General features: G+C 73.1%; 18 protein-coding genes. 12 read left to right on the top strand and 6 right to left on the bottom strand.

Translation table 11 applies throughout. The features are described 5' to 3' along the window. The first annotated feature begins 10 nt into the window (after window positions 1-10). The 6 genes from F1C76_10815 (at window position 11) to F1C76_10790 (ending at window position 7,245) form a co-directional block, all read left to right on the top strand. Window positions 11-1,471: a nitrate reductase gene (locus F1C76_10815; protein ID QNG37018.1), complete on the top strand. Its 1,461-nt coding sequence runs from the start codon at window positions 11-13 to the stop codon at window positions 1,469-1,471. Then, a complete protein-coding gene (locus F1C76_10810; GenBank protein QNG37017.1) occupies window positions 1,468-2,337 on the top strand; it encodes a xanthine dehydrogenase family protein subunit M in 870 nt (289 codons plus the stop codon). The genes F1C76_10815 and F1C76_10810 overlap by 4 nt, the downstream gene beginning before the upstream one ends. Next, the gene (locus tag F1C76_10805) at window positions 2,334-2,849 is read left to right on the top strand and encodes a (2Fe-2S)-binding protein (protein ID QNG37016.1); all 516 of its coding nucleotides are present in this window, start codon (window positions 2,334-2,336) and stop codon (window positions 2,847-2,849) included. Before F1C76_10810 ends, F1C76_10805 begins: the two co-directional genes overlap by 4 nt. Then, a complete protein-coding gene (locus tag F1C76_10800) occupies window positions 2,846-5,257 on the top strand; it encodes a xanthine dehydrogenase family protein (protein QNG37015.1) in 2,412 nt (803 codons plus the stop codon). The genes F1C76_10805 and F1C76_10800 overlap by 4 nt, the downstream gene beginning before the upstream one ends. Then, window positions 5,254-5,940 (top strand): carbon monoxide dehydrogenase subunit G, encoded by a 687-nt coding sequence (locus F1C76_10795; GenBank protein ID QNG37014.1) that lies wholly within the window; start codon window positions 5,254-5,256, stop codon window positions 5,938-5,940. Before F1C76_10800 ends, F1C76_10795 begins: the two co-directional genes overlap by 4 nt. A gap of 156 nt (window positions 5,941-6,096) precedes the next feature. After that, on the top strand, window positions 6,097-7,245 hold the full coding sequence (locus tag F1C76_10790; protein ID QNG37013.1) for a hypothetical protein: 1,149 nt from the start codon (window positions 6,097-6,099) through the stop codon (window positions 7,243-7,245). A gap of 59 nt (window positions 7,246-7,304) precedes the next feature. Here F1C76_10790 and F1C76_10785 read toward each other — a convergent pair whose 3' ends face one another. Next, window positions 7,305-7,964 carry a TetR/AcrR family transcriptional regulator gene (locus F1C76_10785; GenBank protein QNG37012.1) on the bottom strand — a complete coding sequence of 220 codons (660 nt, stop codon included), beginning with the start codon at window positions 7,962-7,964 and terminating at the stop codon, window positions 7,305-7,307. Between the two features lies 1 nt (window position 7,965). Next, window positions 7,966-8,976: a hypothetical protein gene (locus tag F1C76_10780; GenBank protein ID QNG37011.1), complete on the bottom strand. Its 1,011-nt coding sequence runs from the start codon at window positions 8,974-8,976 to the stop codon at window positions 7,966-7,968. Here F1C76_10780 and F1C76_10775 point away from each other — a divergent pair. From F1C76_10775 to F1C76_10760, 4 genes are read left to right on the top strand one after another with little or no spacing between them, the layout of a single operon-like run. Beyond that, window positions 8,975-10,567, top strand: a complete 1,593-nt coding sequence (locus tag F1C76_10775; GenBank protein QNG37010.1) for an NAD(P)/FAD-dependent oxidoreductase — start codon at window positions 8,975-8,977, stop codon at window positions 10,565-10,567. The two genes, F1C76_10780 and F1C76_10775, sit on opposite strands and share 2 nt — an antisense overlap. Further along, on the top strand, window positions 10,564-12,261 hold the full coding sequence (locus F1C76_10770; protein QNG37009.1) for an acyl--CoA ligase: 1,698 nt from the start codon (window positions 10,564-10,566) through the stop codon (window positions 12,259-12,261). The genes F1C76_10775 and F1C76_10770 overlap by 4 nt, the downstream gene beginning before the upstream one ends. Further along, window positions 12,258-13,835, top strand: a complete 1,578-nt coding sequence (locus F1C76_10765; GenBank protein QNG37008.1) for an AMP-binding protein — start codon at window positions 12,258-12,260, stop codon at window positions 13,833-13,835. The genes F1C76_10770 and F1C76_10765 overlap by 4 nt, the downstream gene beginning before the upstream one ends. A 15-nt stretch (window positions 13,836-13,850) precedes the next feature. Beyond that, window positions 13,851-14,672, top strand: coding sequence for an SDR family oxidoreductase (locus tag F1C76_10760; protein QNG37007.1), 822 nt, complete (start codon window positions 13,851-13,853; stop codon window positions 14,670-14,672). 21 nt (window positions 14,673-14,693) lie between these two features. On the opposite strand, the gene F1C76_10755 is transcribed toward F1C76_10760, so the two are convergent. Next, a complete protein-coding gene (locus F1C76_10755; GenBank protein ID QNG37006.1) occupies window positions 14,694-16,115 on the bottom strand; it encodes a 4Fe-4S dicluster domain-containing protein in 1,422 nt (473 codons plus the stop codon). A gap of 13 nt (window positions 16,116-16,128) precedes the next feature. Continuing rightward, window positions 16,129-17,067, bottom strand: coding sequence for a diiron oxygenase (locus tag F1C76_10750; protein ID QNG37005.1), 939 nt, complete (start codon window positions 17,065-17,067; stop codon window positions 16,129-16,131). Window positions 17,068-17,219: 152 nt separating this feature from the next. Between F1C76_10750 and F1C76_10745 the strand changes: the two genes are divergently transcribed. Then, the gene (locus tag F1C76_10745) at window positions 17,220-19,283 is read left to right on the top strand and encodes a hydantoinase/oxoprolinase family protein (protein ID QNG37004.1); all 2,064 of its coding nucleotides are present in this window, start codon (window positions 17,220-17,222) and stop codon (window positions 19,281-19,283) included. Further along, entirely contained in the window at window positions 19,283-21,130 is a 1,848-nt protein-coding gene (locus tag F1C76_10740; GenBank protein ID QNG37003.1) for a hydantoinase B/oxoprolinase family protein, read from the top strand. Before F1C76_10745 ends, F1C76_10740 begins: the two co-directional genes overlap by 1 nt. 175 nt (window positions 21,131-21,305) lie before the next feature. Here the strand turns inward: F1C76_10740 and F1C76_10735 are convergent, their stop codons facing one another. Then, a complete protein-coding gene (locus F1C76_10735) occupies window positions 21,306-21,905 on the bottom strand; it encodes an SGNH/GDSL hydrolase family protein (protein QNG37002.1) in 600 nt (199 codons plus the stop codon). Next, window positions 21,902-22,408, bottom strand: coding sequence for an NUDIX domain-containing protein (locus tag F1C76_10730; protein QNG37001.1), 507 nt, complete (start codon window positions 22,406-22,408; stop codon window positions 21,902-21,904). Before F1C76_10730 ends, F1C76_10735 begins: the two co-directional genes overlap by 4 nt. Window positions 22,409-22,446: the final 38 nt, after the last annotated feature.

The raw sequence follows: 22,446 nt of genomic DNA, 5'->3' as shown, positions 1-22,446 counted from the left end.
AGGAGGAACCATGGCGTTCGGGTGGAAGCTGTACGGCGACGGGAAGACCCCGCCGCCCGGTCAGGCCGTGGCCCCCGACGAGCGGCTGTCGTGGCCGCTGACGGTCGGGATCGGCGCGCAGCACGTCGTCGCCATGTTCGGTGCGACCTTCGTCTTCCCGCTGATCATGGGCCTGGACGCCAACCTCGCGATCATGATGAGCGGGATCGCGACGATCGTCTTCCTGCTGATCGTGCAGGGGAAGGTGCCCTCGTACCTGGGCACCTCGGCGGCGTTCGTCGGCGGCGTGGCCGCGGTACGGGCCGGCGGCGGTGACAGCGGCGACGTGGTCGGCGCGATCCTGGTCTCCGGCGTCGTCCTGATGATCGTCGGCCTGGTGATCCAGCAGGCCGGTCCGGTCGTGGTCAACAAGGTGCTCCCCCCCGCCGTCACCGGCGCCGTGGTGCTCCTGATCGGCTTCAACCTGGCCCCGGTCGCGGCCCAGACGTACTGGCCCCAGGACCAGTGGGTCGCCTTCGCCACCATGGCCTTCGTCGTCGTGGTGTCCCTGGCGCTGCGCGGCTTCTGGTCGCGCATCTCCATCCTGCTCGGCCTGGTCTTCGGCTACGTGCTCTCCCTGGTGCTCGACGCGAGCATCGGCCAGATCACCGCCCCCGACGGCGCCGGCGTGGTCAGCGCGCACGACCGGGTCAACCTCGACGGGATCGGCCAGGCCGACTGGTTCGGGCTGCCCACCTTCACCGCCCCCAGCTTCTCGGTGAACTTCTCCCTGCTGGTGCTGCCCGCGGTCATCGCGCTCGTCGCCGAGAACGCCGGGCACGTCAAGGCCGTCGGTGAGATGACCAAGCGCAACCTCGACCCGGTCATGGGCCGCGCGGTCTTCGCCGACGGCGTCGGCACCGTGCTCGCCAGCTCCGTCGGTGGCTCCCCCACGACCACCTACGCCGAGAACATCGGCGTCATGGCCGCCACCCGGGTCTACTCCACGGCCGCCTACTACGTGGCCGCGATCGTGGCCATCGTGCTCGGCCTGGTGCCCAAGTTCGGCGCCGTGGTCAACGCGACCCCGGGTGCCGTCCTCGGCGGCATCACCGTCGTCCTCTACGGGATGATCGGTCTGCTGGGCGCCAAGATCTGGAAGGAGAACCGGGTCGACTTCGCCAACCCGATCAACCTCGTGCCGCTCGCGGCCGGGATCATCATCGGCATCGGCAACGTCAACCTCCAGGTCACCGACAACTTCTCGCTGTCGGGCATCTCGCTGGGCACCATCGTCGCCGTCGGCGGCTGGCACCTGGCCCGGGCCCTCGCGCCCCGGGAGATGAAGGACTCGCTGGACGCCGAGGACGGCTTCCGGCACGGCACCGGCCCCGCCCTGGGCGCGACCGGTGCGCACACCACCGACGGCGCCGCCGACCCCTCGTCGCTGGACGCACAGACAGGCACCGTGAAGGAGACCCGCACGCAGTGAAGCCCGCACCCTTCGGCTACGCCGACCCCACCTCGCTCGGCGAGGCGCTGTCCGTCCTCCAGAGCGAGGGCGAGGGCGCCAAGGTGATGGCCGGAGGGCAGTCACTGCTCCCCCTGTTGTCCATGCGGTTGGCCTCGCCGACCACGCTCGTGGACATCAACCGGGTGCCCGACCTGGACACCGTCGTCGTGAGCGACGACGGTGTCCGGGTCGGGGCCCTGGTGCGGCACGTGGACCTGCTGCACCACGCCGGTGCCGCCGCGGTCCAGCCGCTGCTGGCCCGCGCCACCGCGAACGTCGCCCACCCGGCGATCCGCAACCGCGGCACCACCGTCGGCTCGATCGCGCACGCCGACCCCTCCGGGGAGATGACCTCGGTGCTGGCGCTGACCGGTGGCTCGGTCACCGTCGCCACGCCGGCCGGGTCCTCCGTCGTGGACTGGGCGGACTTCTTCGTCGGCCCGCTGGAGACCTCGGTGCACGGCCCGGCCGTCGTCACCGACGCCTTCTTCCCCGCTCTGCCCGCCCGCACCGGCACCGCGTTCGAGGAGATCTCCCGCCGCAAGGGCGACTACGCCGTCTGCGGCGCCGGCGTGACGGTCACCCTCGACCACGACTCGAGGGTCACCTCCGCCCGGGCGTCCTACATCTCCGTCGGGCTGGTGCCCGAGGTGCACGACCTCACCGAGGCCGTCGCCGGCCAGTCCGCCGACACCGCCGACTGGGCCGCCGCCGGCGCCCTGGCCCGCACCCTCGTCGACCCGGACGGCGACCTGCACGCCAGCGCGGACTACCGCCGGCTGCTGGTCGGCGTCCTCACCGAACGCACCCTCGCCCGCGCCGCCCAGGAGGCACAGAACCGATGAGCGTCTCCACCGAGCGCACCATCTCCGTCACCGTCAACGGTGTGCCACGTGAAACGACGGTCCCGGTCCGCCGGCTGCTGTCCGACGCGCTGCGCCACGACCTCGAGCTGACCGGTACCCACGTGGGCTGCGAGCACGGCGTCTGCGGCGCCTGCACGGTGCTGGTCGACGGGCAGCCGATGCGCTCCTGCCTGGTGCTCGCCGTGCAGGTGGACGGCAAGGCCGTCACCACCGTCGAGGGCCTGGCCCGGGACGACGGCCGGGGCGGCGAGGTGCTGCACCCGGTGCAGACCGCCTTCCGCGAGTGCCACGCCCTGCAGTGCGGGTTCTGCACCCCCGGCTTCCTGATGACCATGGCCGCCGGGCTCGAGGCCCGCGACCAGAGCACCGACATCACCGAGGACGAGGTCGACGAGATCGTCGGCGGCAACCTCTGCCGGTGCACCGGCTACGCCAACATCAAGAAGGCCTGCCGGCACGCCGCGGGCCTCATGAAGGAGGCCGCGGAGTGACCACGAAGCTGATGGGCGAGCCGGTCCGCCGGCGAGAGGACCTGCGGCTGATCACTGGCCGCGGGCGCTACACCGACGACATCGGGCACGGCGCGCTCGCCGCCGCCTTCGTGCGCAGCCCCTACGCGCACGCCCGGATCACCGGCATCGAGGTCGACGGCGCGCTGGACGTCGAGGGCGTCGTCGCCGTCTACACCTACGAGGACCTGTTCGGCCCGATGGCCGAGCCGCTCCCCGTGCTCATCCCGCACCCCCAGCTCACCGCCCCGCGCACCGGCTTCCCGCTGGCCCGCGATGTCGTCCAGCACGTGGGCGAGGCCGTCGTGATGGTGGTGGCCACCGACCGCTACGTCGCCGAGGACGTCTGCGACCGGATCGTCGTCACCTACGAGGAGCTGCCGGTCGTCGTGGGCGTCGACGCCTCCCGGGCCGCCGTGCACGCGGTGCACGAGGACGTCCCGGACAACGTGGCCGCCCGGCACCACCAGGAGACCGGCGACGTCGAGGCCGCGCTGGCCGCCTCGACGCACACGCTGTCCTTCACCCAGTACATCGAGCGCAGCGCCTGCATGCCGATGGAGGGCAAGGGCGTGCACGCGGTGTGGAACCACGACGACTCCTCGCTGCGGGTGCACACCTCCACCCAGGCCTCCACCTCGGTGCGGGCCGCGATCGCCGCCAAGCTGCAGCTGTCGCTGGAGAAGGTCGAGGTCGTCGCGCCCGACGTCGGCGGCGGGTTCGGCGTCAAGATCGTGCACCCGTGGCCCGAGGAGCTGCTGGTGCCGATGGCCGCCATCGCGCTCGGCCAGCCCGTGCACTGGGCCGAGGACCGTCGCGAGCACTTCATCTCCTCCGCGCACGAGCGCGAACAGCGCCAGGAGATCACCGTCGGCTACGACGACGAGGGCCGGGTGACCGCGCTGGACGTCCGCGCCTGGCACGACAACGGCGCGTACACGCCCTACGGGATCATCGTGCCGATCGTGACGGCCACCCAGCTGGTGGGCCCGTACGCCGTCCCGGTCTACCGGGTGCGGATCGACAGCGTCTACACCAACACCGTCATCGTCACGCCCTACCGCGGCGCCGGTCGCCCCCAGGGCTGCTACGCGATGGAACGCACGATGGACCGGATCGCCCAGCACCTCGGGCTCGACCGGGCCGAGGTGCGCCGCCGCAACCTGATCGGCAAGGACCAGTTCCCCTACGACCACCACCTGACGTTCCAGGACGGCCGGCCGGTCATCTACGACTCCGGTGACTACGAGGGCCTGCTGGACAAGCTGGTCGCCCTGGTCGGCTGGGACCGCGCCGAGGAGCGCCGGGCCGAGGCCGCCTCCCGCGGCAAGCAGCTGGGCATCGGGATGGCCATGTACGTCGAGGGCACCGGCCCCGGCCCCTACGAGGGCGGCCACGTGCAGGTGCTGGGCTCGGGCAAGGTGCTGGTCTCCACCGGGCTGACCAGCCAGGGCCAGGGTCACGAGACGGCCTTCGCGCAGATCGTGGCGCACGAGCTGGGCGTCCCGATCGAGGACGTCGAGGTCACCACCGGCGACACCCGGCGCTTCGGCTACGCCGTGGGCACCTTCGCCTCCCGCGCGGCGGTGATGAGCGGCAACGCCATCGCCCTCGCCGCCCGCGGGGTGCGCGCCAAGGCGCTGCGGATCGCCGCGGAGATCCTCGAGGCCGACGTCGACGACCTCGAGATCGACGAGGGCGTGGTGCAGGTCAAGGGCACGCCCGGGACGGCGATCCCGCTGCGCACCGTGGCCGTGCTGTCGAACCCGCTGCGGTACGCCTTCGACGAGGCCGCCCGGCAGGCCACCCAGTTCGCCGGCCCCGGCGACGACAGCAAGCCCCCGGTCGCCGTCGGCGACGCCCCCGGCCTGGAGCACGTCGACTACTACTCCCCGATCCGGTCGACCTTCGCCTCGGGCGCACACGCCGCGGTGGTGGAGATCGACCCGACCACCTGGGAGATCGACGTCGTCGACTACGCCGTCGTGCACGACTGCGGGAACATCGTGAACCCGATGATCGTCGAGGGCCAGGTGCACGGCGGGGTCGCCCAGGGCGTGGGCGGGGCGCTCTACGAGCGGATGGCCTACGACAGCGACGGCCAGCTGCAGAACGCCTCGTTCATGGACTTCCTGATGCCCTACGCCAGCGAGGTCCCCGACGTGGTCATCGACCACCAGGAGACCCCGTCCCCGCTGAACCCGCTGGGCCTCAAGGGCGCCGGTGAGGCCGGCGTCATCCCGGGCACCGCCTGCATCGCCTCGGCCATCGAGGACGCGATCGGTCTCCGGATCGCCGCGATGCCGATCAGCCCCACCGAGCTCTACGACCTCGTCCGCTCCCCCGACGCCGAGCGCGTCCCCGCCGCCATCCCTGGAGTCCCCGCGTGAAGCTCGACGGCACCGCCACCCTGTCCGCTCCCCCCGCCGCCGTGTGGGCCGCGATCACCGACCCCGCGGTGTTGGCCCGCACCATCCCCGGCTGCCAGGGCCTGGAGCGCACCGGCGAGGACGAGTACGCGATGACCGTCTCGGTCGGCGTCGGCGCGATCCGCGGCGTCTACGCCGGCGAGGTCAAGCTGACCGACAAGACCGAGCCCACCCGCTACGTCATGCACGCCTCGGGCTCCGGCGGGCCCGGCTCGGTGCGGGCCACCGTGCCGATCACCCTGGAGGAGGTCGAGGGCGGCACCAGGCTGACCTACGACGCGGACGCCGTGGTCGGTGGCGCCGTGGCCGGGGTGGGCCAGCGGATGATCACCGGGGTCGCCAAGCGGCTGGCCGGGCAGTTCTTCTCCGCCATCGACGCCGAGCTCACCGGCACCGCCCCGGCGCCGGCCGCCCCGGCGAACGCGAACGTGACGCCCTCCGCCGCCGCGGTCAGCGACACCGCCGCACAGACCGGATCGGCCGCACCTGCCGCTGCGCCTGCCCCGGCCACCCGGTTCGCCGCCCCCGCAGCCACCGCCGCCGGCGGGTCCGCCCCGGCCGAGCTGGCCCTGGCCGCCGCCGGTGGTGGGGTGCTCACGCTGCTCGGTGTCCTCGTGGGGTACCTGCTGGGCCGCCGGGCCTGACCCGGCCGGGCTGACGAGAAGCGCCTTTCTCGTCCGGGGGCAACGGAACGGTTCCGCACCAGATGATCACTGGGGGGTTGCCGGAGTCGATCACGGGGCAGTGAGCCCCGACGACGCCGCACCCGCGGCGCACCTCACCGACGGAGGCATGCGCCCATGGGCGACTCTTTCCGGAACGCACTCGACAACGTCGTGGCGTTCCTCCCCGCACTGCTCTTGTTCATCATCATCCTGGCCATCGGCTACTTCATCGCCAAGGCGCTGGAGAAGGTGCTGGTCAAGGTGCTCGAGAAGGTCGGCTTCGACCGGGCGGTCGAGCGCGGCGGCATCAAGAAGGCCCTGCAGAACTCGCAGTACGACGCCTCGCAGATCCTCGCGAAGATCGTCTTCTACGCGGTCATGCTCTTCGTGCTGTCCACGGCGTTCGGTGTCTTCGGCCAGAACCCGATCAGCGACTACCTGTCGGCGATCATCGGCTACCTGCCCAAGGTCTTCGTCGCGATCCTGATCCTGGTGATCGCCGCTGCGATCGCCGCCGGCGTCAAGCTCCTGGTGCAGAACACCCTGGGCTCGCTGTCCTACGGCAAGATCCTGGCCAACGTCGCCTCCACGGTGATCCTGGCCCTGGGTGTCATCGCCGCGCTGAACCAGCTCGAGATCGCCCAGAACGTGGTCAACGCCGTCCTCTACGCCACGCTCGCCGCGCTCGTCGGCGTCGTCGTCGTGGCCGTCGGTGGTGGTGGCATCGTGCCGATGCGCCAGCGCTGGGAGAACGCGCTGTCCAAGGTCGAGGCCGAGGCCCCGAACATGAAGCGCGAGGCGGCCAACGCCAGCTCCCCGCGTGAGGCCCTGCGCCAGGAGGCCCAGCAGTACCGCCCCGAGCCCCAGCAGGGGCAGCCGCAGTACGGCGACCAGCAGGCCCAGCAGTACGCCGGCCAGCAGCAGTACGGCCAGCCGCAGGCCGGCCAGCAGTACGGCGCCAGCGCCTACGGCCAGCAGCCCTACGACCAGCAGCAGGGCGGCGACCCCAGCCAGGCCTACGGCGACCAGGGCCAGCGCTACGGCCAGGGCGTGACCGAGCAGTACGGCGCCGAGGGCCAGCGCTACGGCCAGCCCGAGGGCCAGCAGCAGCAGTACGGCCAGCCGCAGGGGTACTCCACCGAGGCCGTCCCGGTCCCGGACCCCTCGCAGGCCTACGCCCAGCCCCCGGTCCAGCAGGAGGACCCGGGCACCCAGCAGCTCCCCCGGGCCACCGGCTACGAGCGGCTCGAGGGCGACCAGGGTCAGGGCGGCCAGCAGCGCTGACCCACCCCGCACCCTGCGAGCGCCCCTCCCGACCACGGTCGGGAGGGGCGCTCGTGCGTTCAGCCCGCGGACAGCCCCAGCACGAGCGTGTCGGCGTAGGTCCGGGCGATCTCGGCGGCGGTGAACGCCGACGTCCCGGGGTCGAACCAGCGGTTGGTCCAGGACACCATCCCGATCACCCCGGCTGCGACGACGTACGGGTCACCACGGACGGCGAAGGTCCCGTCGTCGGCCCCGGCCGCCACGATGGCCACCACGGCGTTCTCGTAGCGCTTGTTGACCCGCCGCATGTGCTGGGCCCACTCCGAGCGGTCCGGGGTGACGGCGCGCAGGTCCTCCTGCAGGTAGACGTAGAGGAACGGGTGGCTGCGGGCGTAGCTGGCCATCATCTCGGTGACCAGCTCACGCAGCTTGTCCGCAGGCGTCCCCGGGCCGGCCGCGATCGCCTCGGCGCGCTCGGCGTTGCGCTCCACCGTCTCGCCGACGACGTCCTGGAAGAGCTCCTGCTTGCTGCCCACGTAGTGGTAGAGCGAGGCCCGGTCCATGCCGAGCTCGGCGGCGACGTCGGCCAGCGTCGTCCGGGCGTAGCCGCGGCCCGAGAAGACCCGGGCCGCGGCCGTGACGATCTCGGCCCGGCGCTCGGCGAACGCGGGCTTGCCGGAGTCCCGCCGGGCGGCCCGGCGCCGACCGAGGTCGCTGGAGGGCTCGGGGGAGCTCACCTCACTCCCGGGACGCGCGCTCCGCCGCGCGACCGGCCTGGTAGGCCTCCCAGTAGGTGCGGTGGTGGCTGAACGGCTCGTCCCGGTCCTCGACCGCGGCCCGGACGCCGTCGGCCCGCTGGATGCGCTCGAAGTCCGCCATCGCGGGCCCGGCGATCGCCATCGCGTCGGCGTCGTTGGCCGCGGCGATCGCCGAGGCGATGCCCATCGCGTCCCACCAGCGGTTGGTGGCCTCCTTGTGGCTGTAGAGCATCTCCAGCGGCACGTGGCTGATCCGCTCGGCGTAGGTGCGGGCCACCGCCATCACCTCGTCGGCGGGGACGGCCTTGTTCACCAGGCCGTACTGCTCGGCCTCGGTGCCGGTCATCGAGTCGCCGGTGAACAGCCACTCCTTGGTCTTGCGCATGCCCAGGTGCACCGGCCACATGCCAAAGGTGTGGATCTCGCCCATCGTGCGGGCCTCGGGCTGGCCGAAGGTCGCGTCGTCGGCGGCGAACACCACGTCGAGGACGCCGGCCAGGTCCAGCCCGCCGGCCACGCAGGCTCCGCGGACGACGCCGACGGTGGCCTGCCGGATGCGCCACAGCCGCATCCAGCGCTCGCGGGACTCGTGGAACTCGCGGCGGCTGAAGATGGGGGCGCGGCGGTGCGGGCGGCTGTCCTCGGGCCGCGAGGGCTCACCGGTGCCCCAGAGGTAGCCCCACTCGGACAGGTCGTAGCCGGTGCAGAAGTTTCTTCCGTTGCTGGCGACGATGAGCACCCGGGTGTCGTCGTCGCTGTCCAGGTCGTCGAGGACGTCGTCCATCTCGTCGCGCAGCTGCCGGCACAGCGCGTTGCCCCGGTCGGGCCGGTTCAGCGTCATGGTGGCGATCCGGCCCTCCTTCTCGTAGGTGAGCATCGATGGTGTCGGCACCCTGCGGCCCATGTCGGTTCCTCCGTCGTCGTCCCGGCTGTCGTCAACGCCAACGTAGGTGTTGACAGCCCGACGTGTCCAGGGCCACAGTCGCCCCATGACCGACGTCGACGTCGTGGTGGTGGGAGCCGGCTTCGCCGGTCTGCGCGCGTTGCACACGCTGCGCGAGCGCGGGCACAGCGTGGCCGTGCTGGAGGCCGGGGACGGGATCGGTGGCGTGTGGCACTGGAACCGCTATCCCGGGGCGCGCTGCGACGTCCGCAGCCACGACTACTCCTACGGCTTCGACCCCGACCTGGAGCAGGAGTGGCGCTGGACCGAGCGCTACGCGACCCAGCCGGAGATCCTGCGCTACGTCGACCACGTGGTGGAGCGCTTCGACCTGGCCCGCGACGTGCACCTGCACACCCGGGTGACCCGGATGGTGTTCGGCGACGGCGGGTGGGACGTGGAGACCACGGCCGGCGCCTGGCGGGCCCGCTTCGTGGTCATGGCCACCGGCCAGCTGAGCGTGCCCAAGGACCCCGAGCTGCCCGGGCAGGACGACTTCACCGGCACCGTGCTGCACACCGCCCGGTGGCCGAAGGAGGGCGTCGACCTCACCGGGAAGCGGGTCGGCGTCATCGGGACCGGGTCGTCGGGCACCCAGCTCATCCCCGTCGTCGCCGAACAGGCCGCGCACCTCACCGTCTTCCAGCGCACCCCGAACTTCTCCATCCCGGCCACCAACGCACCCGTGGACGACGCCGAGGACGCCGCGGTCAAGGCCGTCTACCGGGAGCGACGGGAGGCCGCGCGCACCTCCCCGACCGGGCTGAGCTTCCCGGTCAGCCGGGAGTCCGCCCTCGAGGTGGACCCCGAGGAGCGCCGCCGGCACTACGAGGAGCAGTGGCCGACCACCGGCTTCGGGTTCCTGCTGGCCTACCGCGACCTGATGCTCGACGAGGCGGCCAACGCCACCGTCGCGGACTTCGTCCGGGCCAAGATCACCGAGAAGGTGACCAAGCCCGAGCTGCTGCCGCACCTGCTGCCCGAGGGCTACCCCTTCGGGGCCAAGCGGCCGCCGGTGGACTCGGGGTACTTCGAGACCTTCAACCGGGACGACGTCGACCTGGTCGACGTGCGGGACACCCCGGTCACCGGCTTCACCCCGCGGGGGCTGCAGACCACCGAGCGGGAGGTCGAGCTCGACGTCGTCGTCTTCGCCACCGGGTTCGACGCGATGACCGGGGCGCTGCTGAAGCCCGAGATCGTCGGCCGGGACGGGCTCACGCTGCGCGAGGCGTGGTCGGGCGGGCCGCGCACCTACCTGGGCGTCCAGGTGGCCGGGTTCCCCAACCTGTTCGTCATCGCCGGCCCCGGCAGCCCCTCGCTGCTGTCGAACGTCCTGCTGAGCATCGAGCAGCACGTCGACTGGGTGGCCGACCTGCTCCAGGCCGCCGGGGAACGGGGCGCGGACGTGATCGAGGCCGATGCCGCCGCCCAGGACCGGTGGGTCGACCACGTCAACGAACGGGCCGAGGCCACGCTCTACCCGCAGGCCCGCAGCTACTACATGGGGGACGACGTGCCCGGCAAGCCACGGGTGTTCACGCCCTACGTCGGCGGGGTGCGGGGCTACACCCGGGTCCTGGACAAGGTCGTGGCCGACGGCTACGACGGGTTCCACCTCACGGCGGCCGCCCGGTGACCGCACACCCGCTCTCCCCCGCCCGGCGGCGCGAGCTGCTGGAGGAGCGCTTCCCGACGTGGACGCCGCGGACGCTGTCCGGCGCGCTGGACCACGCCTGCACCGAGTTCGCCGACCGGCCGTTCGTGATCACCGACCGGGTGCGGTGGACGTACGCCGAGGTCGCCGAGCGCTCCCGCCGGCTGGCCGCCGGACTGGCCGGGCTGGGGGTGCGGGCCGGGGACCACGTGGGGGTGGTGCTGGCCAACTACGCGGAGTTCCCGGTGGTCACCCACGCGCTGAGCCGGCTGGGGGTCACCGCCGTCCCGATCAACTTCCTGAACCGGACGGCGGAGCTCGGCTTCGTGCTGCGCCGCTCGCACGCCGTCGCACTGGTGGTCATGGACTCCTTCCGGGGCACCGACCACCTGGCGATGCTCGACGAGCTGGCCCCGGGCTGGGAGACCGCCGGGGGCGGGGAGTCGCTGCCCGAGCTGCGGCACGTCGTCGTCGTGGAGACCGGGCAGGCGCTGCCCCGCAAGGGGACGACGACGCTGGCCGCGCTCTCCGAGACCGCGCCGCTGCAGGAGTCCACCGGGGACCCGGACGACGCCGCGGTGCTGCTGTTCACCTCGGGCACGACCGGCGAGCCCAAGGGCGTGCCGCTCACCCACGACATGCTGCTGCGGGCGGCGTTCTCCTCGGTGTTCGGCCGGGCCTTCGCCGACGGCCACCGGCTGACGTTCTCGCTGCCGATGTACCACGTGTACGGCTTCGTCGAGGGCCTGCTGACGGTGCCGTTCGTGGGCGGCTCGCTGGTCGCGCAGCTGTCCTTCGACGCGGCGAGCACCGTGGCCGCGATCGAGGAGCACCGCTGTGACGACGCGCTGCTCATCCCCACGATGACGCTGGCGGTGCTGGCCGAGCTGCGGGAGAACGTGCACGACGTGTCGTCGCTGACCCACCTGTTCTCCTCCGGCGGGGTGTCCCCCGCCGGCATCTGGGACGCCATCGACGAGGTGTTCGGTGACGTCGAGGTGGTCACCGGCTACGGGCAGAGCGAGACGACGGCCTCCACCACGTGCACCCGCCCGGAGGACCCGCCGGACCGGCGGCGCACCACGAACGGCCGGGTGCGGGACGCCGGCGTCGCCGGGGACCCCGCGCTGGACCGACGGCTGGTCGTCTACCGCACCGCGGACCCGGTGACCGGGGAGCCGCTGGAGCCCGGCGCGGTCGGCGAGCTGCTGGCCCGCGGCCCCGGCGTGATCACCGGCTACTTCGAGAACCCGGCCGCCGACGCCGCGACCTTCACCGCCGACGGGTGGCTGCGCACCGGCGACCTGGGCTCGGTGGACGCCGACGGGTGGCTGCGGCTGGCCGGCCGGGTCAAGGACTGCTACCGCTGCGGCGGGGAGCAGGTGGTGCCCGGGGACGTCGAGGTGGTCCTGGCCGAGCACCCCGGGATCACCACGGCGCTGGTCGTCCCGCTGCCCGACGAGCGGATGGGCGAGGTCGGCGTCGCCTGGGTGGTGCTGGCCCCGGGCGCCGAGCTGGACGCCGCCGAGGTGCTGGCCTTCGCCGCGCAGCGGCTGGCCCGGTACAAGGTGCCCCGGCACGTGCTGGCCATCGCACCGGACCAGATCCCGCTGACGCCGTCCGGTCGGCCCCGCAAGTTCCTGCTGGCCGAGCGGGCGAAGCAGACCCTGGCGTGAGCACCTTCCCGCGCGCGTCGGACGCCGTCCGGGAGCGGTGGACCGCCGCCGGCGCGTACGACGGCACGCTGCTCGACGCCTGGGTCTCCGGTGCCGACCCCGACCGGCTCGCCCTGGTCGACGGCGACGTCCGGCTGACCTACGCCGAGCTCGACGACCGGGTGGTGCGGGCGACCGCGGGGCTGCGCCGGCTCGGCGTCGGGCCCGGGGACGTCGTGGCCCAGCAGCTGCCCAACTGGTGGGAGGCGCTCGTCGTCCACCTGGCCGCGATCCGGCTCGGCGCGGTGAGCAACCCGCTGATGCCGATCCTGCGGGACTCCGAGATGCGGTTCGCGCTGCGCTCGGGCGGGGCGCGGGTGCTCGTCGTCCCCGGGGTGTTCCGCGGGTGCGACCACACCGCGATGGCGCAGCGGCTGCGGGCGGACTGCCCGGCCCTCGAGCACGTGGTGACCGCCCGCGCGCCCGGCTTCGACGAGCTGCTCTCGACCACCGAGGGCGGGCACGCCGAGCCGGGGCGCACCAGCGGCGACCCGGTGTGCCTGCTCTACACCTCGGGCACCGAGTCCGACCCCAAGGGCGCCGTGCACAGCCACGACACCCTCGGCCACGAGGACCGCAGCATGGTCGCCCACCTGCAGCTCACCGGGGACGACGTCGTGCTCGCGGCCTCGCCGGTCGCGCACGTGACCGGGGTGCTCTACGGCTTCCACCTGGCGTCGCTGCTGGGCACCGCGGTCGTGTTCTGCGACGTCTGGTCCCCGGAGCGCGGCTGGGCGCTGATCGAGGCCGAGGGCTGCAGCGTCACGGTCGCAGCCACCCCGTTCCTGCACGGGCTGACGCACTCCCCGGCCCGGCCGGCGTCCTCGTCCCTGCGGGTGTTCGGCTGCGGCGGGGCCGACGTGCCGCCCGAGCTGGTGCGGGAGGCCGCCCGCGACCTGGACTGCACGGTGGTCCGGGTCTACGGCTCCACCGAGATCCCCACCGTCACCGCCGGGCACGCCGACGACCCGGCCGACCTGCGCGCGGACACCGACGGCCGGGTGGTCGGCCTCGGTGAGCTGCGGGTGGTGGACGACGAGGAGCGCGAGGTGCCGGCCGGCACGGTCGGCCACCTGCGGGCCCGGGCCCCGGAGATGTTCCTGGGCTACCACGGCCTCGACCGGCAGGTGGTGGACGCCGACGGCTGGTTCGCCACCGGGGACCTGGGCCGGGTCGACGAGGCCGGGTTCCTCACCGTCACCGGCCGCAGCAAGGACCTGATCCTGCGCGGCGGGGAGAACATCAGCGCCAAGGAGGTCGAGGACCTGCTGTACCGGCACCCCGACGTCGCCGACGTCGCGGTGGTGGCCGTGCCGGACCCGGTGCTGACCGAGCGGGGCTGCGCCGTCGTCGTCCCCCGGGCCGGGGCGACGGTGACCCTGGCGTCGCTCACCACGTTCCTCGACGGGCTCGGCATCGCCCGGCAGAAGTACCCGGAGTCGCTGGTGCTGGTCCAGGAGCTGCCTCGCACCCCCACCGGGAAGATCCAGAAGAACGTGCTGCGGGCGTCGGTACGGAACAGTCCGGCCGGTTGATGCGCTGGGCCTGACATGCCCAAGACCTGGTTCATCACCGGGGCCTCCCGCGGTTTCGGTCGCGAGTGGTCCATCGCCGCCCTCGAGCGCGGGGACGCAGTCGCCGCCACCGCGCGGGACACCGCCTCCCTGGACGACCTCGCCGCGCGCTTCGGCGACCGGCTCCTCCCGATCCGGCTCGACGTGGACGACCGGACCGCGGTGTTCGCGGCCGTCGAGCAGGCCCACGCGCACTTCGGCCGGCTCGACGTCGTGGTCAACAACGCCGGCTACGGCCAGTTCGGGATGATCGAGGAGGCCTCCGAGGCCGAGGTCCGCGCCCAGTTCGAGACCAACGTGTTCGGCGCCTTCTGGGTCACCCAGGCCGCGCTGCCCTTCCTGCGCGCACAGGGCTCGGGCCACGTGCTGCAGGTCTCGAGCATCGGCGGGATCTCCGCGTTCCCGAACATCGGGGTCTACAACGCCTCCAAGTGGGCCCTGGAGGGCTTCTCCCAGGCCCTGGCTGCCGAGGTCGCCGACTTCGGCGTGCACGTGACGCTCATCGAGCCCGGCGGGTTCGACACCGACTGGGGCGGCGCCTCGGCCAAGCACGCCACGCCGAACCCGGCCTACGACACGTTCCGGGAGAAGGCCGCCGAGCAGCGCAAGGCCCGGGTCTCCTCCCCCGGCGACCCGGCCGCCTCCGCCGCCGCGGTGCTCCAGGTCGTGGACGCCGAGAACCCGCCGCTGCGGGTCTTCTTCGGCTCGGCCCCGCTGGGCATCGCCACCGCCGACTACGAGAAGCGCCTGGCCGGCTGGCAGGAGTGGCAGCACGTGGCCGAGCTGGCCCAGGGCTGAGTCCCGGCGCTGCCCCCGGCGCTACCGCCGGCCGATGAGGCCGGCGGCGGCGTCGGCCAGCAGGGAGTCCACGGTCTCCTCGGCGTCGGCGCGGTTGGCACCGATGCCGCCCGAGGGCCCGCGCTTGGCCCAGCCGACGACGTAGGTGCCGGTGGGTCCGCCGGTCACCCGACCGGCCCTGTGCGGCACCCGGCCGAGCTCCTCGTCGAAGGGCAGTCCCGGCAGCTCCGTGCCGCGGTGGCCGATCGCCCGCACCACCAGCTCGGTGGGGACGGTCGTGCTCCCCTCGCTGCCGGTCAGGGTGATGCCCTCGACCCGCTCGCTCCCGACCAGCTCGGTGGTGGCCCGGTCGAAGGCGAACACGATCCGGCGGCCGGGCCCGGGGGCGGCCGACAGGTCGTCGTCGAACCGGTGGAGCCCGGCGAACAGCTCGCCCAGGCTGCCGGGGGCCGCGCCGTCGGGGGCCTCCCCGGCGAGCACGGTGCGGACGCCGGCCAGGTGGGTCAGCGCGCGGAGCTCCGACCGGCTGCAGGCGGCGTCCTCGGCACCGCGACGGCCGACCACCACCACCTCGCGCAACGCGCTGGTGCGCAGCGCCTCGAGCGCGGCCGGGGAGGTCTCGGTGCCGGCCAGCCGGCCGACGTCCCCGGCGAGCATCCGGGCCACGTCGAGCGCGACGTTCCCGGTGCCGACGACGACGACCCGCTGCACCCGGGTCAGGTCGACCGGCGCCGCCTCGGGGTGGCCGGTGTACCAGTTGACGACCTCGCGGGCCGAGACGCTGCCGGCCAGCTCCTGCCCCGGCACGTCCAGCGCCCGGTCCCCGGCGGCACCGGTGGCGTAGAGGACGGCGTCGTAGCGGGCGGCGAGCTCGGCCGGGGTGACGTCACGACCGACCTCGACGCCGGTGCGCAGGGTGACCCGGGGGTGCCGGAGCACCGCGGTGGTGTGCTCGAGCACCCGCCGGGTGCCCGGGTGGTCCGGGGCCACGCCCCAGCGGGCCAGTCCGCCCGGCGTCCCGAGCCGCTCGAGGAAGGTCACCCGGGCCTCGGTGGCCCGCAGGATCGACTGGGCCGCGTAGACGGCGGCCGGCCCGGTGCCGACGACGGCGACCTCCAGCCTGCCCACCTTCGACAGGTCCACGGTCGGGAAGCGCGGGGCATCCCACACCGGGGCCGCCGGTGCGTCGGGCCGGGTGAACCAGTCGGCGTTGACCTGGGCGAACACCTGCTGGTCGGGCCGGAGCACCCAGGTGGGGGCGATGGCGTCCACCGGGCAGGCGTCGGCGCAGGCGCCGCAGTCGATGCAGGTGGCCGGGTCGACGTACAGCGTCTCGGTGTGGCCGAACTCCGGCTCGTCGGGCGTGGGGTGGATGCAGTTGACCGGGCAGACCGAGACGCAGGAGGCGTCCGAGCAGCAGTTCTGGGTGATCGCGAACGCCATGTCGTCGTCGTCCTCAGAGCATGTGCAGGCGGCGGTAGACAGCCACCGCGGCACCGGTCAGCAGCCCGCACTCGCCGAGGAAGGCCATCAGGTGCCGGCTGCTGGTGCGCATCATCGCGTGGTGGTGCTTGTTGGCCGCGGCCTCGCGCTCGGCCCGGTCGGCGTCCAGCCCGGCGGCGGTGTAGACGTCGCGGTGCACCAGGTTCGTCACCACCACCGAGGTCACGATGGCGATCAGCAGGGCCGAGGCGCGCAGCCGGGGCTTCGAGGCCCCGACGAGCGACTCCCGCATCTCCTGCCGGGCGTAGGTCATGTGCCGGGACTCCTCGACCACGTGGATCCGGCTGGTCGTGCGGATCATCGGGAGGACGTCCTCGCCCCGCATCCAGTCGCGCTGCATGACGTCGAGGACCTCCTCGGCGACCAGGGCGGCCCCGAAGGCCCGCTCGGCGCCGGCGACGGTCTTGAAGAACCGACCCAGCTCGATGCCGCTGCGCTTGGGCGCGTAGCCGGTGGCGCCGAGCTTCTCGCAGGCCCGGGCGAACATGATCGAGTGGCGGCACTCGTCGGCGATCTCGGTGAGCGCGAACTGGAAGTCCTTGCGGGTGGCGTCCCCGGCGTAGTGCTCCCGCAGCAGCATCTGCTGCAGGATCATCTCGAACCAGATGCCGGTGCTCATGATCGAGGCGACCTCGTGCCGGGTGAGCGTGACCCGCTGCTCCTCGGTCATCTCGTCCCACAGGGGCGTGCCGTAGAGGGTGCTCCACTCCGGGTTCAGCCCGTGCAGACCCTCGCCCAGCGGCTCGTCCCAGTCGACCTCGGTGCTCGGGTCGTAGGAGAGCTGGGCGGCGGAGTCCAGGAGCCGGCGCGCGACCTCCTCGCCGTCCCGGGCCCCGGCGTGGAAGACGCCGGTGAGCTCGTCGGTGGTGGCGTTCGGCAGGGTGCTGGTCATCGCTGGGTCCTCCGCTGTCCGGGAACAGTGCGTGTGACCGTTGGTCACAGGTAAGAGGATGCCGGTCGGCGGCGGTACGTGCAACCCCAGGACACACGCGTCATCCCGTCGAGCACCTTCCGCTCCGGGTCTCTCATCGCTAAGGTAAATCCATGACGAGCAGGCGCGTACGCATCGGCATCGACACCGGCGGCACCTTCACCGACGTGGTGGCGGTGGACGAGGAGACCGGCGCGACGACGACGACGAAGACGCCCTCCACCCCGGGCAACCCGGCCGACGGGTTCCTCGCCGGCGTCCAGAAGGTCCTGGACATGCTGGGCATCACCGACGCCGCCGCGGCGATCGAGGCGGTCAGCCACGGCACGACGGTGGCCACCAACCAGTTGCTCGAGGGCAAGCTCGACCGGATCGGGTTCATCACCACCGAGGGCTACGCCTCGGTGCTGGAGATCGCCCGCCAGTCGGTGCCCGACGGCTACGGCAACAGCTACTTCTGGGTCAAGCCGCCCCGGATCGTGCCGGCCGACCTGGTGAAGACCGTCGGCGGGCGGCTGGACCACACCGGCGCCGAGGTGCGCCCCTTCGACCGCGAGCAGGCCGTCGCGGCCGCCCGGTTCTTCAAGGACGCCGGGATCACCACCGTCGGGGTCTGCTTCCTGCACGCCTATGCCAACGACACCCACGAGCGCGCCATGCTCGACGTGCTCCACGTGGAACACCCCGACTGCGTCGTCTCCATCTCCTCCGGCGTGCTGCGGGAGTACCGCGAGTACGAGCGGTCGGTGACCACGCTGGTCGACGCCGCGGTGAAGCCCAAGGTGGCCGCCTACGTCACCAACATCCGCCGCCGCCTGGACGAGCTCGCCCCCGACGTTCCGTTCTACGTGATGAAGAGCAACGGCGGCGTGCTGTCCGCCGAAGAGGTCGTGCACCAGCCGATCACCACGATGCTCTCCGGCCCGGCCGCCGGCGCCCTGGGTGCCGCGCTCATCGCCGGCACCGCCGGGTTCGACCGGATCCTCACCTGCGACGGCGGCGGCACGTCCACCGACGTCACCGTGGTCATCGACGGCGAGCCCGCGCTCACCACCGAGGGCACCGTGGGCGACTACCCGTCCAAGATCCCGATGATCGACGTCGTCACCGTGGGCGCCGGCGGTGGTTCCATCGCCTGGCTGTCCCCCGAGGGCACGCTCAAGGTCGGCCCCCGCTCGGCCGGCGCCGACCCGGGCCCGATGTGCTACCCCAGCCGCGGCCCCGAGCCCACCGTCACCGACGCCCACGTCGTGCTCGGCCGGATCCCCCCGCACCTGCTGGGCGGGGAGATCCCGCTGTCGGTCGAAGCGGCCCGCGGCGGCCTCGAGGAGCTGGGCGGGAAGCTCGACCTGTCCCTGGAGCGCGCGGCCACCGGCATCCTGGAGATCTCGGCCTGGAACCAGGCCAACGCGCTGCGCCAGGTCACCGTGGCCCGCGGTCTCGACGTCCGCGACTTCACCCTGACCACCTTCGGCGGCTCGGGCTCGCTGCTGGCCTGCCGGCTGATGGACGTGCTGGGCCTGCCGCGCACCCTGGTGCCGCCGAACCCGGGCAACGTCAGCGCGTTCGGGCTGCTCACCGTGGACGTGCGCAACGACTACGTGCAGACGATGGTCACCCGGCACACCGCGCTGGACCCGGCCGCGGTCGGCGCCGCGTTCGCCGCGCTCGAGGCCCAGGCCGCGACCGCACTGGACGGCGAGGGCTTCACCCGCGACGAGCAGAAGATGCAGCGGACGGCGGACCTGCGCTACGTCGGCCAGGCCTTCGAGGTGCGGGTGCCCGTGCACGGCGAGGACCTCGACGAGGTCGCCGCGGCCTTCCACGCCGCGCACCGCCAGCTCTACGGCTACGACTTCGCCGCCGACCCCCGCCAGGCCGTGGAGTGGGTGAACCTGCGGGTCAGCGGGATCGGCCCGATCCGTCGTCCGGCGATGGTCCCGGCCCCCGAGCGGACGTCGGGGTCGGTCGCCGACGCCGTCTCCGGCTCGCGCCGGGTCTTCTTCGACACGGAGTGGGTCGACACCCCCACCTACACCCGCACCGAGCTCCAGCCCGGCGACGTCGTCGCCGGCCCGGCGATCGTGGAGGAGTTCGGCTCCACCGTCCCGGTGCACCCCGGCTTCCGCGCGACCGTCGACCCGTTCGCCAACCTGCTGCTCACCAAGGAGTCCTGATGACCGCCGTTGCCGCCGACCCGGTGCTCGTCGAGATCGTCGCGGGCACGCTGGCCGCGATCGAGATGGAGGTGGAGACCGCCATCGGCCGCACCTCGCGCTCGCCGATGATCCGCGACGCGCACGACTTCCGGGCCGGGATCCACGACCGCAAGCTGCGCAAGCTCACCGGTCGCTCCTACTCCGCGCTGGTGCAGCCCGTCGTCCGGGACTACCCGATCGACCAGATGAACGTGGGCGACGTCTTCTTCCACAACGACGTCTACCTCTCCGAGGGCGGGATCGGCCACCTGCCCGACCTCTGCGTGACCGTGCCGGTGTTCGCCGGCGGCGCGGTGGTGGCGTTCGTGCAGGCATTCGGGCACCACGACGACATCGGCGGTGCCGTCCCGGGCTCGATGCCCTCGGCGGCCACCAGCATGTTCGAGGAGGGCCTGATGGTCCCCCCGATCAAGCTGTGGGACCGCGGCGTCCCGAACGAGAGCGCGCTCAAGATCATGACGCGCAACTCCCGGATGCCCGACTCGCTGGCCGCCGACCTCGACGCCGAGTGCTCGGCCTGCCTGTCCGGTGCCCGCCGGCTCGGTGAGCTGTTCGAGCGGTACGGGGTGGAGGCCGTGGAGGCCTGCTTCGACGCGATCCTGTCGAACTCGACCGAGGTCTACCGCACCGAGATCCTCAGCCAGATCCCCGACGGCACCTACGTCTGGGAGGACTACGCCGAGCACGACGGCGTGGACGAGCCGATGCTGCACCGCCAGCGGATCACGCTGACGATGGACAGCACCGCCGAGGTGCCGCTGGTCATCGACTTCACCGGCACCGGCCCCCAGGCCAAGGGCCCGATCAACCACTGCGGCGACTACTCCGACGGCAACTTCCTCAAGAAGTGGCTGGCCCCGGTGCTGCGCAACCTGGCGGCCACCCCGGAGCGGATGGCCGAGCTCGACGTCAACGAGGGCGTCGTGCCGCTGATCGAGATGCGCTTCCCGGAGAAGGGCACGCTGCTCACCCCGGTGTTCCCCGCACCCACCAACGCCCGCACGTTCGTGATCCTGCGGCTGCTGGGCGTGCTGGCCGGTGTGCTGGCCAAGGCCACCGGTGGCCGGATGCCCGCCGACCAGGAGACGATCCGCTACACCGGTGTCTACGGCACCGACGCCAACGGCGAGTCCTACCTCATGCGCGAGGTGCTCGGCGGCGGCTCCGGCGGGCGCTACTACGCCGACGGCGAGGACACCATCCACGTCGTCCCGGACTCCCGGAACCTGCCCACCGAGTTCACCGAGGGCCGCTTCCCGCTGCGCATCGAGGCCCTGGGCCTGGCGCTGGACTCCGGCGGCGCCGGCCGGTACCGCGGTGGCTGCGGCTACGAGAAGCACATCCGGGTGCTCCGCGACGCGCACTTCATGTCCATCGCGGACCGCTCGATCCTGGCCTGCTGGGGCGTCAAGGGCGGCAAGGCCGGCCAGCCCTTCCAGATCACCGTCGACCCCGGCGGCCCCGACGAGCACGAGGTCGACGCCCTCGCCGACGCCGAGCCGCTGAAGGCCGGCACGGTCGTCCGCGTCCGGACGACGGGGGGCGGCGGCTGGGGCGACCCGCTGGAGCGCCCGGTCGAGGAGGTGCTGCAGGACATCGCCTGGCTGAAGGTGTCCGTCGCCGGCGCCCGGCGGGACTACGGCGTGGTGATCGACGACGACGGGGACGCCGACCTCACCGCGACCGACGCCCTGCGCTCCTCGATGCGCGCCGAGCGGACCGGGGACGAGCCCTTCTTCGACCGCGGCCCGGGCTACGCGACGCTCTCGGGCGGGGCGTCGTTCAACGAGTTCGACAAGCTCTGACGACGGCGGCTCGGCCTGCGCGATGGAGCAGGCCGGGCCAGGGTGGGCGGATGACCGAGCCGGAGAAGGACGACGCCGAGGCCCAGCTGCACCCCGGCCCGCACGACGAGGGCGGCACGGGCGGCATGGCCACCCGCGAGCTCAAGGCGCGGGAGGCCGACGAGGAGGACTGACCTCAGGCCGCGGTGCGCGCCCGGGCGATCGAGCGGACGACGGGCGCCAGCGCCTCGGCGATGAGCGCGTAGCCCGCCGACGACGGGTGGAAGTGGTCGGCGGCGAACAGCGCCGGCTGGGCCTTGAAGCGGGCCGACAGGTCGTCGGCGATCGGCACCGCCACCCCGCCGGCCGCCCGGACCGCCTCGGTCTGCCGGCGCCGCAGCTCCCCGCTGGCGCTGCTCACCAGTGAGTGCAGCGCCGGCGGCACCCACGGCACGGTGGACAGGTCCGGTGCGGGGACGGCGAGGACGTCGGCACCCAGCAGCCGCAGCGCCCGGACGGCATCGCCCAGCAGCGCGGCCGCGGTGGCCGGCGGGACGAGCCGGGTCAGGTCGTTGGACCCCACGACGACGATCGCGAGGTCGGCCCGGGCGACCTGGCGCAGCTGGGCGGCCAGCCCCGCCGACACCGACCCGGGGACGGCGACCACCTGCAGCGCGGCGTCGACGTCGTCCTCGGCCAGCGCCCGCACCAGCCGCGGCCCGATCGCGTCGGCCGGGCTGGAGGCGCCGGTGCCGTAGGCGATCGAGTCGCCCAGCACGGCCAGGGAGAAGGTCACGCCCGGTCGAACGAGGGCTGCCCGGGCGCTGTTCCGTGCGTCCGCCACCAGCCGAAGGCGTCGGCGACGGCGCGGCGGGTCCAGTCGGGGGTGTCCAGGGCGGCGACGCCGGGCTCGTCGAACCAGCCGGTGGCGCTGATCTCGCCGTCCGTCGTCCCCGGCACCTCGCCCACCAGCGACGCGGCGAAGAGCGCGGCGACGAAGGCGACCTGGTGCCCGTTGGCGTAGTGGTTGCGGCAGTCGGGGCCGCCGTAGACGCCGACGATGCCGCGCAGCTCGACGGCCAGCCCGACCTCCTCGGCGACCTCGCGGCGGGCCGCGTCGGCAGGGTCCTCGTCGGGTTCGACGCCGCCGCCGATCACCGACCAGCGGCCGCCCTCGACGTGTTCGGCCATCAGCAGGCGGCCGGCGTCGTCGAAGACGGCAACCGCGATGGTGGGCAGGAGCAGCAGGTCGTCGCCGATCCGGGCACGCATCCCGGCGACGTAGGGAGACATCGGCACGGGGCCAGCGTGCCCGTGACCGGCCCGCAACAGCGACC

Source organism: Geodermatophilaceae bacterium NBWT11, assembly GCA_014218215.1.
Lineage (GTDB): Bacteria > Actinomycetota > Actinomycetes > Mycobacteriales > Geodermatophilaceae > Klenkia.
This window is presented reverse-complemented; position numbering and strand designations above follow the sequence as displayed.